Here is a 13,174-nt window from a genome sequence, read left to right as displayed (position 1 = left end):
AAGATGGCCGGCGCTAAAGAGATTAAAACCAAGATCGCGAGTGTTCAGAACACTCAGAAGATCACATCCGCAATGGAGATGGTTGCAGCCAGCAAAATGCGCAAGGCGCAGGATCGCATGGCAGCGAGCCGTCCATACGCGGAAAATATGCGTAAGGTGATCGGTCACGTGGCGCAGGGTTCTCTCGAATATAAGCATCCATATTTGGAAGTGAGAGAAGCTAAGCGAGTTGGTTACATTGTTGTGTCAACCGACCGTGGTCTTTGTGGTGGTCTTAACGTCAACCTATTTAAGAAGGTTGTCGCGGACGTGAAGAAGCAGCGTGAAGCCGGAGCGGAAGTTGAATTCTGCCCAATCGGTGCACGCAGCGTACAATTCTTCAACAGCTTTGGCGGAAAAGTGTCTGCTCACGCGTCAGGATTAGGCGATGCTCCTAAGCTCGCTGACCTGATCGGAACAGTACGCGTAATGCTAAAAGCATACAACGAAGGCACGCTAGACCGTCTGTACGTAGTATTCAACAAGTTTGTGAATACCATGAGCCAGACGCCTGTGATCGAACAGCTGCTACCTTTGCCTAAGTCAGAAGAAGATGAGATTTCTCATCACTGGGATTACCTATACGAGCCTGATCCAAAAGAACTTTTGGAGACCTTATTGGTTCGTTATGTGGAGTCTCAAGTGTATCAAGGTGTTGTTGAAAACATCGCATCAGAGCAGGCAGCCCGTATGGTTGCTATGAAGGCTGCGACAGACAACGCTGGTGAACTTATCGATGACTTGCAGTTGGTCTACAACAAGGCCCGTCAGGCTGCGATTACGCAAGAACTGTCGGAAATTGTTTCTGGTGCCGCTGCGGTTTAGGCTGGGTAACGAATACAAGTTTTAGAGGATTAATCATGAGCACAGGTACTGTTGTCCAAGTAATTGGCGCGGTTGTGGACGTTGAGTTTCCACATGATGCCGTACCTCAGGTCTATGACGCTCTAGAGATCAAAAGTGAAGGCTTGGTGCTGGAAGTTCAGCAGCAGCTTGGTGGTGGTGTAGTTCGTACCATCGCTATGGGTTCTTCAGATGGTCTGCGTCGTGGTATCGAGGTAGTAAACACAGGTTCACCTATTACTGTTCCGGTTGGGAGTGCAACTCTTGGCCGTATCATGAACGTACTAGGTCAGCCAGTTGATGAAGCGGGTCCTATCGGTGAAGATGAGCGTTATGTGATTCACCGTGAAGCGCCTTCATATGAAGATCAATCAAACACTACTGAGCTTTTAGAAACTGGTATCAAGGTAATCGACCTTGTATGTCCGTTTGCTAAGGGTGGTAAAGTAGGTCTGTTTGGTGGTGCGGGTGTTGGTAAGACAGTTAACATGATGGAACTGATTAACAACATCGCTAAAGCACACTCTGGTTTGTCAGTATTCGCCGGTGTAGGTGAGCGTACTCGTGAGGGTAACGACTTCTACTACGAGATGGAAGAATCTGGCGTACTCGACAAAGTGGCCATGGTTTATGGTCAGATGAACGAGCCTCCAGGAAACCGTCTACGTGTGGCACTGACCGGTCTGACTATGGCTGAGAAGTTCCGTGACGAAGGTAAAGACGTACTATTGTTCGTCGATAACATCTATCGTTACACCCTAGCGGGTACCGAAGTATCTGCACTGCTAGGCCGTATGCCTTCAGCGGTAGGTTACCAGCCAACACTGGCTGAAGAGATGGGTGTTCTTCAGGAGCGTATTACCTCGACTAAGACAGGGTCTATTACCTCTGTTCAAGCGGTATACGTACCTGCGGATGATTTGACGGATCCGTCACCAGCAACAACCTTCGCTCACTTGGATGCGACCGTTGTATTGTCACGTAACATTGCTTCTCTGGGTATCTACCCAGCGGTTGACCCACTGGATTCGACTTCACGTCAGCTAGATCCACAGGTTGTTGGCCAAGAGCACTATGACGTAGCAAGTGGTGTACAGAACGTACTACAGCGCTATAAAGAGCTGAAAGACATCATCGCGATTTTGGGTATGGACGAACTATCTGATGAAGATAAGACTACCGTTGCCCGTGCGCGTAAGATTGAAAAATATCTGTCTCAGCCATTCTTCGTAGCAGAAGTATTCACCGGTTCTCCAGGTAAGTACGTTGCCCTTAAAGACACAATCCGTGGCTTTAAAGGCCTATTGGAAGGTGAGTTCGACCACATTCCAGAGCAAGCGTTCTACATGGCAGGTTCAATCGACGAAGTTATCGAGCGAGCTAACAAAAAATAATCAGGCGTTAGCTTGATATTTTAAGGAGAACGGATGGCAGCCATGACAGTACAACTTGATATTGTAAGCGCAGAAAGCAGCATCTTTTCGGGTCTGGTAGCACACCTACAAGTCTCAGGTGCTGAGGGTGATTTAGGCGTTATGCCTGGTCACGCACCTCTGCTTACGCATATCAAACCTGGCATGGCGCGCATCGTCAAACAAGATGGTAAAGAGGAAGTCTTCTATCTTTCGGGTGGTATCCTGGAAGTACAACCTTTCTCAGTATCAGTATTGGCTGACGTAGTATTGCGTGCCGAAGAGATTGATGAGCAGGCAGCCGTAGAAGCCAAGCGTCGTGCAGAAGCCCACATGGCTAACGCTGGCGCAGACTTTAACTATGCCGCTGCAGCGATTGAATTAGCTCAGGCTATCGCTCAATTGCGCGTTGTAGAGACCATCAAGAAGAACATTGCCAGATAAGGTTATTGTTTGATGATAAAAGGCGGTGCCCTCGGGTGACCGCCTTTTTTGTATCTGTTTTCCATCCCGGAACTATCTTCTACTCCCTTTACGTGATCGAGCCTGGCGTTTCAATTTCATGGCAATGATAGGCTGATGCCCTTGTCTTCAATGAGGGATATTCCATGCAACAAGTCTTAATCGTCGTCAACGATGCGCCTTATGGGTCTGAGAAACTCTTTAACGCCCTACGCCTGGCGATACAGCTCAATGAGCAGACTCCCACACCTAAGGTTAAGCTGTTTCTCTTGTCCGATGCCGTGACGGGGGTATTACCCAGGCAGCAACCGGGTGAGGGCTATAACCTGCAGCAGATGCTGGAGATTATCCTAGCCCAGGGCGCCGAGGTGAAGTATTGCACCTCCTGCGTGCAGGCTCGCGGGCTTAGCGAACTGAGTGCTATCGAGGGATGTGTGAAGGCCACCATGGACGATCTCGCCCTCTGGTTGCTGCAGTCGGACAAGGTTATCAACTTCTAACGCCTTTAAAGGTGCGCCGCGTGTCGCTTTTGACGGCGCAATCTATTAAAATCGGCCCACTTAATTTGCATTTTCTTCTGTATCAGCAGTAATCACCCAAGGATTTCTTCATGGCACTGAACGTCGTTATTTTGGCCGCAGGCAAAGGGACCCGCATGCGCTCAGACCTTCCCAAGGTTCTCCATCCCATCGCCCATAAGAGCATGGTGCAGCATGTGATAGATACCGCACATCAACTGGGGAGTGAGGCTATTCAGCTGGTCTATGGTTATGGCGCCGATAAGCTTAAGACCCGCCTGGGTGAGCAGACGCTGAATTGGGTATTGCAGGCCGAGCAGTTAGGTACCGGTCACGCCGTGGCTCAGGCCAATGACAATATTGGCGACGATGATACAGTCCTGATCCTCTACGGTGACGTGCCTCTGATCCAGGCCTCGACACTGGAAGCCCTGTTGGCGGCGCGTGATGTTAACGGCCTGGCCATTCTTACCGTGAATCTGCCTGATCCAACTGGTTATGGTCGCATCGTACGTGAGGCCGGTCAGGTGGTGGGGATCGTCGAGCAGAAGGATGCCAACGAGGAACAGCTTAAGATCAATGAGATCAACACAGGCATCATGGCCGCGCCCGGCAAACAGCTTAAGGCCTGGTTGGGTCAGCTGTCGTCGGACAATGCCCAGGGCGAATATTATCTTACCGATATCGTGGCCATGGCTCATCGCGACGGCGTGAGTATCACCACGGCGCAGCCTGAGTCGGCCATCGAGGTGGAAGGCGCGAACAATCGTGTGCAGCTAGCTCAGTTGGAGCGCGCCTATCAGGCACGCGCCGCCGAGAAGCTAATGCTTGAAGGCGCTAATCTGCGTGACCCCGCCCGCATCGACGTGCGCGGCGACGTTACTGTTGGTATGGATGTGATGATCGATGTCAATGTGGTATTCCAGGGTAAGGTGACCATAGGCAATAACGTGACTATCGGCGCAGGCGCTATCCTCATAGACTGTGAGATTGGCGATAACGCCGAGATTAAACCTTATTCTATTATCGAAAATGCGATTGTGGGTGAAGCCGCCAGTGCCGGTCCCTTTGCCCGTCTGCGCCCGGGCGCCGAGCTCAAGCGCGACGCCCATATCGGCAACTTCGTCGAGATGAAGAAGGCGGTACTGGGTGAAGGCTCTAAGGCGGGTCACCTGGCCTATATTGGTGATGCTCAGGTGGGCGCTGGGGTGAATATCGGTGCCGGTACCATTACCTGTAACTATGACGGTGCCAACAAGCACCTGACGGTGATCGAAGACGACGTGTTTGTGGGCAGCGATACTCAGCTGGTGGCGCCTGTGACCATAGGTAAGGGGGCCACATTAGGTGCGGGCTCAACCATTACCCGTGATGTGGCGGCCGATGAGCTGGTGATCACCCGAGTGAAACAGCGTCATCTGACTGGCTGGACACGTCCTGTGAAGCAAAAGAAATAAGCTGGTAAAAGCAAGAAGAAGCGACCTCTATGGTCGCTTTTTTTATGCCTATTTTCATAGAAGAACTGCCAATTCTCTGGCTGATAAGGCTAATTTAGTGAACTGGATCGGCCTACAGTGTAAAGGGATGTAAATAAGCTTAAATAAAAACAATTCTCATTTATATTTGTCGCAACTTTCGTTTACTTGTTGTTTAGTGGTGAGGTTTGCATGTCATTTAAGCTAGGTTCGTTTAACTATTCTCCTGTCGGTTTTGCCGTGTTGGCGGCCCTGGCGGCAACGCCTGCAGTGGCCGATGATGCCGAAAACAGCCTGGTTGAGGCTAATATCGAACGTATTACCGTGACGGGGCGAACCTTTAACGACTATAAGGTGGGCGTTGCCTCCGGCGCCATGCGCGGCGATATCGATCTTATGGATACGCCGCAATCTGTGGCGGTGATCCCCGACTTTGTGACCGACGAGCAGTTGGCGACCAACCTGTCAGAGGTACTGGTGAACGACTCGAGTGTCACCAGCGGCAGCGAGAAGTGGAATCGGCAGGTATTTAACATCCGCGGCTTCGAGCTGTCATCGGGCTCGGGTTATCTGATCAATGGTCAGCAGCAGTGGTCTCACTATGTGCAGCCTATCGAGACCCTGCAACAGGTCGAGGTGTTAAAAGGCCCCTCTAGCATGCTCTATGGCCAGTCTGGCCCAGGCGGCCTGATCAACATGGTCACCAAGAAGCCTAGTTATGACACCCTGTTTGAGCTGGGCTTCGACACCGACGAGCATGGTTCTACCCGTTATCAGCTGGATGCCGGTGGCAGCCTGAATGAGGCGCAGACCATACGTTACCGCACGGTGCTGGTTAAGCAAGACACCGAGTACTGGCGCGAATATCAAGACGGCACAAATCAGGATCGCGATCGCTGGTTGGGCTATCTGAACCTTGAGTTTGATATTACCGACGATCTTATGCTGTCGCTCAAGTATGACCATACTCAGGATAAGACAGGCATAGACCGTGGTGGCTGGCTCAACAGCCGAGGCGAGCTGATCGGTGGCCGCGATATCATCTGGGATCAGCCCTGGGCCTTTACCGACAACACCATCTCAAACCTGGGCGCCGAGCTAACCTATCATCTCAGCGACGATTGGCAGATCAAGGCGGGTTATAACGACCAGCAGTTTAATCGTCAGCGTTTAGATTCTTCACCTAGCCTGGTAAAAGGCTCGGAAGATCCCTTCACCGATGGTTACACCATTAGCCCGTTCGATCGTTATGATGATTGGCAACACAAGACGGGCTTCATCGACTTTACCGGCGACTTTAGCACCGGTGACTTCGAGCACAAGCTGTTGATCGGCGCCAATATGCTGGACTACTACTATGGCCAGCTCAAAGAGGCGGGAGATAAGAACCAGCTGGTGATGCCGGGGCAGCCTGTGCCTCGTCCGGACTTGGATTATCATCGCGACACTACCAAGTCTGAGTCCGACTATAAGCATTATGGCTTCTATATTCAGGATCTGATGACCATCAACCAGCAATGGCAGCTATTGGCTGGCGTACGCTACGATGAGCAGAAGAAGGACGGTAAGGGCAACAACAGCTATGCGGTCTCTCCTAAGTTTGGGGTGATCTATTCGCCGGCGGAGAATGGCAGCATCTATTTCAACTACTCTAAGAGCTTCACGCCTCAGGGGATGGTGAATGATCCTGATGATGTGAACGATCAGATGAATCTGGATCCTGAGTATGGAGAGCAGTATGAGGTCGGTACCAAGTGGGAGCTGTTCGATGGCAGCCTGCTGCTAACCGGTGCTGTCTTCGATATTACCGTTTCAAACGTTACCGTGACCCAAGATCTCGAGGTGATCCCGACCAGTGGCGATAAGACGATCACCACTCAATCCGGAGAACAGCGTCATAAAGGCTTCGAGATGGGGGCTCAAGGGCAGCTGAGCGACAAGTGGTTCATGACAGGATCTATGATGTATCTCGATGCCGAGTATCAACGCCCGCAAGAAGACAGACTCAACGGCAAGACGCCTGTGGATGCACCCGAGTGGTCGGCCAACATCTGGACCCGCTACGAGATGACAGAGGCCTTAGCGCTTAACTTTGGTGCCATCTATGTGGGCGAGCGTTTTGCCAATACGGATAACACCATCACCAAGGATGCCTATGTGCGCTTCGATATCGGCGCCGCCTATACCATGGATGTGATGGGGAGCGATGTCAGCGTACGCCTCAATGTGAAGAACCTGTTCGATACCGATTACCTGGCCGGTGGCACCAATACGGATGTTACCGTGGGTGAGGGACGTCACTTTGGCTTAGCGCTGCAAGCCAAGTTCTAAACTCAATTTCATTTCACTCATTAAGCCGCTATCTGTGATAGCGGCTTTTTGCGTTTTTAGCTCGGTTTTCAATCTTTACTACTGGTAAAAAAGTTTCGAATCACTATAATTCATCTTTCGAAACGAAACTTAAGTGAAACTCTTTGTGAATAAACGAAACACTCAGCAGCGCCGCCATAGCATTATTGCCGTCTTGAATGAGACTGGCGAGGTGAGCGTCGACGAGCTGGCTAATCGTTTCGAGACCTCCGAAGTCACAATACGTAAAGACTTGGCAGTGCTGGAAAAAACCGGTCTGCTGCTGCGTCGTTACGGTGGCGCCGTGGCGATCCCAGATGAGGTGACTCAGCAGTTCAGCGCCAAGATAGCCCCCAATAAGCTATCTATCGCCGAGGCTGCCGCCAGGCTGATTAAAGATCATAACCGCATCATCATAGATAGCGGCAGCACCACCTCGGGCCTGGTACAGCAACTCAATACCAAGCGCGGCCTGGTGGTGATGACCAACTCGTTGCAGCTGGCCAACGCCATACACGAGCTGGAAAATGAGCCGACGCTACTGATGACGGGCGGCACCTGGGATCCCCATTCAGAATCTTTCCAGGGACAGGTGGCCGAACAGGTGCTGCGCTCCTATAACTTCGATCAGCTGTTTATCGGCGCCGATGGGATAGATCTCGCCAGAGGCACCACCACCTTCAACGAGTTGACCGGCCTGAGCAAGGTGATGGCCGAGGTCTCCCGCGAGGTGATCGTCATGGTGGACTCAGACAAGATAGGCAGGCGCATACCTAACCTGGAGCTGCCATGGCAGCAGATAAGCGTGCTGGTGACCGACGACAGAGTCGATGAACGGACGGTAGAACAGATTATCGAGCAGGGTGTAGAGGTGATTCTCGCGCCCTACTCAAAGTAAATTTTTAAATTAGTAAGAGTAAGTAGGAAAAAACTATGTGCGGAATCGTTGGCGCAGTGGCGCAAAGGGATGTTGCGGAAATTCTAGTCGAGGGGCTACGCCGCCTCGAATATCGTGGTTATGACTCTGCCGGTGTGGCGGTGATTCATAACAATGAACTGGCAAGCACTCGCCGTGTAGGCAAGGTGCAAGAGCTGTCTAGTGCCTTAGAGCAGGCACCGCTCGTCGGTGGCACGGGTATCGCACACACGCGCTGGGCGACCCATGGCGAGCCGAGTGAGCGTAATGCCCACCCTCACCAGTCCAGCGGTGACATTGCCGTGGTGCACAACGGCATTATCGAAAACCACAACAAGCTACGCGACATGCTAAAGGGCCTGGGTTACACCTTTAACTCAGATACAGATACCGAAGTGATCTGCCACCTGGTACACCATGAGCTTAAGTCTCATGACACTCTACTTGGCGCTGTGCAGGCCACGGTTAAGCAACTCGAAGGCGCCTACGGCACTGTGGTGATCGACCGCCGTGACAGCGAGCGCATGATCGTCGCCCGCTCAGGCAGCCCACTGGTGATAGGCTTCGGCCTGGGCGAAAACTTCGTCGCCTCGGATCAGCTGGCGCTGCTGCCCGTGACCCGCTCGTTCGCCTTCCTCGAAGAGGGTGATGTAGCCGAAGTAACTCGTCGCACCGTGAGTATCTTCGATGTTGATGGCAACGCGGTCGAGCGTGAAGTGAAAGAGTCGGAAGTGACTCATGATGCGGGCGACAAGGGCGAGTACCGTCATTACATGCTCAAGGAGATCTATGAGCAGCCTCGCGCAATCGCTCATACCCTGGAGGGACGCATCGCTGGTGGCCATGTGCTGGATTCTGCCTTCGGTGAAAACGCGGCAGAGTTCCTAAAAGATATCAAACACGTGCAGATCATCGCCTGTGGTACCAGCTATCACGCGGGTATGGCGGCACGTTACTGGCTTGAGGATTGGGCCGGCGTTTCCTGTAACGTCGAGATCGCCTCTGAGTTTCGTTACCGTAAATCGCACCTGTTCCCCAATAGCCTGTTGGTGACCATCTCTCAGTCGGGCGAAACCGCCGATACCTTGGCCGCGCTGCGTTTGGCCAAAGAGATGGGCTACAAGGCGACCCTGACTATCTGTAACGCGCCAGGTTCTTCTCTGGTGCGCGAGTCGGACATGGCGTACATGATGAAGGCGGGCGCCGAGATCGGCGTGGCCTCAACCAAGGCATTTACCGTTCAGCTGGCAGGTCTCTTAATGCTGACCGCCGCTGTCGGTCGTAACAACGGCATGTCTCCCGAGATGCTGGCCGAGATCACCCAGAGTCTGCAGTCTATGCCGGCTAAGGTGGAGCAGGCGCTGGGCTTGGATGATGCCATCGCCGAGTTGGCCGAAGACTTTGCCGATAAGCATCACGCTCTGTTCCTGGGCCGCGGCGATCAATATCCTATCGCGATGGAAGGTGCGCTCAAGCTTAAGGAGATCTCCTACATCCACGCCGAAGCTTATGCCTCTGGTGAGCTTAAGCACGGTCCGCTGGCGCTGATCGATGCCGACATGCCGGTGATCGTCGTGGCGCCAAACAACGAACTGCTTGAGAAGCTTAAGTCGAACGTCGAAGAGGTGCGTGCCCGTGGTGGTCTCATGTATGTGTTTGCTGATAAGGACGCCGAGTTCGAGTCTGACGACACCATGAAGGTGATCCCAGTGCCACATTGTGATGACTACATGGCGCCGCTCATCTACACCATCCCGCTGCAGCTACTGTCTTATCATGTCGCCCTGATCAAGGGGACTGACGTGGATCAGCCGCGTAACCTGGCTAAGTCGGTGACGGTAGAGTAATTTGCGCTCTTAAACTAACGCCAATATCTAAAAAAGCAGCCTCTCTAACGGCTGCTTTTTTTATGCCTGCCGCTTTTTCACCACACTTTCGATTTTTTCTTCCTGAGTTCCTTGACCTGTGTCTAACACACAGGTTTATAGTCAAGGCATGAGCTTAAAAAATGTCTTGTTGGAGTGAATATGCGCGTCAATCAACTAGCAAAGAATCTCAATATCACGGGTGATACCGTGCGCTTCTATACCCGCATCGGCCTGCTGAGCCCGGCTAAGTCTTCGGTCAACGGCTACAAGGACTACAGCGACAAGGATCAGTCGCGGATGCAGTTCATCCTAAGCGCAAGAAACCTGGGATTTAGCGTCGATGAGATCAAGGTGATCTTCTCGCGCACGGATCAGGGCGAGAGCGCCTGTGGCCTGGTACGGCAGATGATTCAGCAGAAGCTCGAGGAGACTGAGAAGCAGTTTGAAGAGATGGTGAAGTTGAGACGTAAGCTGTCGAATGCTGTGGAAGATTGGTCCCATAAGCCGGACAAGGCGCCGACCGGCAACATGATCTGCCACCTAATCGAAGGCACTTATACAGAAAGCAGTCAGTTAGAAGTCAATCGTGAATCAAGCATGATGCCTAGCCTGGAGGATTGAAGATGGACACCAACAGAGTACAACTTAATATCATAGGCGCCGGCTGTGCCAGCTGCGTCGGTAAGATAGAGAAGGCATTAAATTCTGTCCCCGGGGTCGATTCGGCCGAGATGAACTTTGCCGAGCGCATCGTCGAAGTATCTGGAACGGCAACGCCGGAGCAGCTGATTACGGCCGTCGAGGCGGCGGGTTATAACGCGACCCAACTGCAGGCCGAGGCGAGCGATGATGCTATGGATGAGAAGGAACAAGCGGATCTCGACTATTACCGCAGCCTGCTACGCCATACCTTTATCGCCCTGTCTGTGGGTATTCCCTTGATGATCTACGGCCTGTTTATCGGCGAGATGACGGTAACGACCACGACCGAGCAATTAGCCTGGGGGCTGGTGGGCTTGGTGACTCTGAGCATCATGCTCCTGTCTGGTAAACACTTCTATGTGGGGGCGTGGAAATCCTTTGTGCACCACAATGCCAACATGGACACGCTTATCGCTTTAGGTACAGGCACCGCCTGGCTCTATTCCATGCTGGTGGTCGCCTTTCCAACCCTGCTGCCCGAGATGGCGCGCCACGTCTATTTTGAGGCCACGGCGATGATCATAGGTTTGATCAACCTGGGATTGGCATTAGAGGTCAAGGCCAGGGGCAAGACCTCGGAGGCGATTAAGCGCCTGATAGGCTTACAGGCCAAGACGGCGCGGGTGATACGCGACGGTAAGGAACTGGATATCGACATCGCTCAGGTGCTGCAAGGCGATAAGGTACGGGTGCGCCCAGGCGAGAAGATCCCCGTCGATGGTGTGGTCATCGAGGGCACCACCATGGTGGATGAGTCTATGCTGACCGGCGAACCGATTCCGGTTGAGAAGGCGATCGACAGCGAAGTTGTCACGGGAACCCTAAACAAGTCCGGCTCCATCGTCTTTAGCGCGACCCGAGTGGGGAAAGACACTGCTTTAGCCAGAATCATCGCCATGGTGAAGCGGGCGCAGAACTCTAAGCCGCCAATTGGTCGGCTTGCTGATGTAATTGCCAGCTATTTCGTACCGGCCATCATGATCATCGCCATCGTTAGCGCCATGGTGTGGTTTAACTTCGGCCCCGAGCCTTCGATGGTGTTTGCCATCGTCTCGGCCACGACAGTGTTGATCATCGCCTGTCCCTGTGCCCTGGGGCTGGCCACGCCTATGTCTGTCATGGTGGGTGTGGGTAAGGCGGCCGAGTCTGGAGTGTTGATCCGTAACGGCGAGGCGCTACAAACCGCCTCTAAGATCAGTGTCATGGTACTGGATAAGACGGGCACTATTACTCAGGGCTCTCCTCAGGTCACAGATGTGGTGGTCACTCAGGCGTCCTCTATTGATGAGGACGAGGTATTAGCCCTGGCCGCCGGTATCGAGCGACACTCTGAGCATCCCCTGGCCGAGGCGATTGTCGAGACGGCTAACAGCCGCGGCATACAGATGGAATCTGTCGAGGACTTTAATGCCATCTCCGGGCGCGGGGTCGAGGCCAAATTGAATGGGCAGGCGCTGCTGTTTGGTAATCAGGCATTGATGCAAGACTTCGGTGTGGATACCCAGGCCTACCAGGCCAAGGCGCAGCAGCTGGCGGCGGAGGCCAAGACGCCCATGTATCTGGCGCAGGAAAATGAGCTTATTGCCATCATAGCGGTGGCTGACCCTATCAAGCCTGACTCGGCCGAGGCGATCGCCAGGCTTAAGCACAATGGCATCAAGGTGGTGATGTTAACCGGAGACAATCAGGCCACGGCCGCGGCGGTGGCGGCTAAGGTGGGTATAGAGACGTTTTTTGCCGAGGTGATGCCCCAAGATAAGGCCAGCAAGGTCGCCGAGCTGCAGAAAGATGGCGAGGTAGTGGGCATGACGGGGGATGGTATCAACGACGCCCCGGCGCTGGCGTTGGCTAACGTGGGCTTTGCCATAGGTACGGGTACGGATGTGGCTATTGAGAGTGCCGATATCACCCTGATGCGAGGCTCCTTACACGGCTTGGCCGATGCGATTGCGGTCAGCAAGGCGACGCTGAGTAATATCAAACAGAATCTGTTTGGCGCCTTCGTCTATAACGCCGCCGGTATTCCCATTGCTGCGGGCATTCTTTACCCCATGTTCGGCTTACTGCTCAATCCTGTGATTGCCGGTGCGGCCATGGCCTTCTCATCGCTAACCGTGGTGAGCAACGCCAATCGTCTGCGTCTGTTTAAAGCCAAAGCGCATTAGGAGGCTGGTATGTTATTTATCAATCTGTTCTGTCTCGCCCTGATAGGTTTTATTGTTTGGTGGTTCTGGCTCTACTCGCCCGAGACGCCCGTGAGTCAGGAGGGCATAGAGATAGTGGTCAAGGATGGGCTATATACGCCTTCGCGTATCAAGATCCCCTCGGGTCAGGCGACTTCACTTACCTTTCTAAGGCAGGATAAGTCAGCCTGTTCGGCGACCCTACAGCTGCCGGCGCTGGAGATCAGTGAGGAGCTGCTACTTGATAAGCCTACGGTTATTAATATTCCGGCCATGACACCCGGAGAATATGCATTTCACTGCCAGATGCAGATGTATAAAGGTGTGCTAGTCGTCGAATGAATGGGGCGACTGAAAGGGTGAATGAAAGCGTCGCATAAGCGCCAAATAAAGGGATTGAATACAAA

Annotated in this window: 11 protein-coding genes; all 11 read left to right on the top strand. The window is 53.0% G+C overall.

The window, feature by feature from the left end; translation table 11 throughout:
* Positions 1 to 3: 3 nt before the first annotated feature.
* The 11 genes from atpG to K0J45_RS19565 all read left to right on the top strand — a co-directional run bounded on the left by atpG (position 4) and on the right by K0J45_RS19565 (position 13,109).
* Positions 4 to 864: a F0F1 ATP synthase subunit gamma gene (atpG, locus tag K0J45_RS19615; RefSeq protein WP_011867637.1), complete on the top strand. Its 861-nt coding sequence runs from the start codon at positions 4 to 6 to the stop codon at positions 862 to 864.
* Positions 865 to 899: 35 nt separating this feature from the next.
* Positions 900 to 2,276, top strand: a complete 1,377-nt coding sequence (atpD, locus tag K0J45_RS19610; protein ID WP_011867636.1) for a F0F1 ATP synthase subunit beta — start codon at positions 900 to 902, stop codon at positions 2,274 to 2,276.
* A gap of 33 nt (positions 2,277 to 2,309) precedes the next feature.
* Positions 2,310 to 2,738, top strand: a complete 429-nt coding sequence (locus tag K0J45_RS19605; RefSeq protein WP_011867635.1) for a F0F1 ATP synthase subunit epsilon — start codon at positions 2,310 to 2,312, stop codon at positions 2,736 to 2,738.
* Between the two features lie 164 nt (positions 2,739 to 2,902).
* Complete coding sequence (locus K0J45_RS19600; RefSeq protein ID WP_220043781.1) at positions 2,903 to 3,256, top strand: DsrE/DsrF/TusD sulfur relay family protein; 354 nt, start codon at positions 2,903 to 2,905, stop codon at positions 3,254 to 3,256.
* A 110-nt stretch (positions 3,257 to 3,366) separates the two neighbouring features.
* On the top strand, positions 3,367 to 4,731 hold the full coding sequence (gene glmU, locus K0J45_RS19595; protein WP_220043780.1) for a bifunctional UDP-N-acetylglucosamine diphosphorylase/glucosamine-1-phosphate N-acetyltransferase GlmU: 1,365 nt from the start codon (positions 3,367 to 3,369) through the stop codon (positions 4,729 to 4,731).
* A gap of 210 nt (positions 4,732 to 4,941) precedes the next feature.
* Positions 4,942 to 7,080: a TonB-dependent receptor gene (locus tag K0J45_RS19590; RefSeq protein ID WP_220043779.1), complete on the top strand. Its 2,139-nt coding sequence runs from the start codon at positions 4,942 to 4,944 to the stop codon at positions 7,078 to 7,080.
* 145 nt (positions 7,081 to 7,225) lie between these two features.
* Positions 7,226 to 7,996, top strand: a complete 771-nt coding sequence (locus K0J45_RS19585; RefSeq protein WP_220043778.1) for a DeoR/GlpR family DNA-binding transcription regulator — start codon at positions 7,226 to 7,228, stop codon at positions 7,994 to 7,996.
* 35 nt (positions 7,997 to 8,031) lie between these two features.
* Positions 8,032 to 9,861, top strand: coding sequence for a glutamine--fructose-6-phosphate transaminase (isomerizing) (glmS, locus tag K0J45_RS19580; protein ID WP_220043777.1), 1,830 nt, complete (start codon positions 8,032 to 8,034; stop codon positions 9,859 to 9,861).
* Between the two features lie 180 nt (positions 9,862 to 10,041).
* Positions 10,042 to 10,503 carry a MerR family transcriptional regulator gene (locus K0J45_RS19575; RefSeq protein ID WP_220043776.1) on the top strand — a complete coding sequence of 154 codons (462 nt, stop codon included), beginning with the start codon at positions 10,042 to 10,044 and terminating at the stop codon, positions 10,501 to 10,503.
* 2 nt (positions 10,504 to 10,505) lie between these two features.
* Positions 10,506 to 12,749, top strand: a complete 2,244-nt coding sequence (locus K0J45_RS19570) for a heavy metal translocating P-type ATPase (RefSeq protein WP_220043775.1) — start codon at positions 10,506 to 10,508, stop codon at positions 12,747 to 12,749.
* 9 nt (positions 12,750 to 12,758) lie between these two features.
* Positions 12,759 to 13,109, top strand: a complete 351-nt coding sequence (locus K0J45_RS19565) for a cupredoxin domain-containing protein (RefSeq protein ID WP_220043774.1) — start codon at positions 12,759 to 12,761, stop codon at positions 13,107 to 13,109.
* Positions 13,110 to 13,174: the final 65 nt, after the last annotated feature.

The sequence above is a fragment of the Shewanella alkalitolerans genome, from assembly GCF_019457575.1.
Lineage (GTDB): Bacteria > Pseudomonadota > Gammaproteobacteria > Enterobacterales > Shewanellaceae > Shewanella > Shewanella loihica.
The sequence above is the reverse complement of the archived record's forward strand: the minus strand, read 5'-3'. Positions and strand labels throughout refer to the sequence as shown.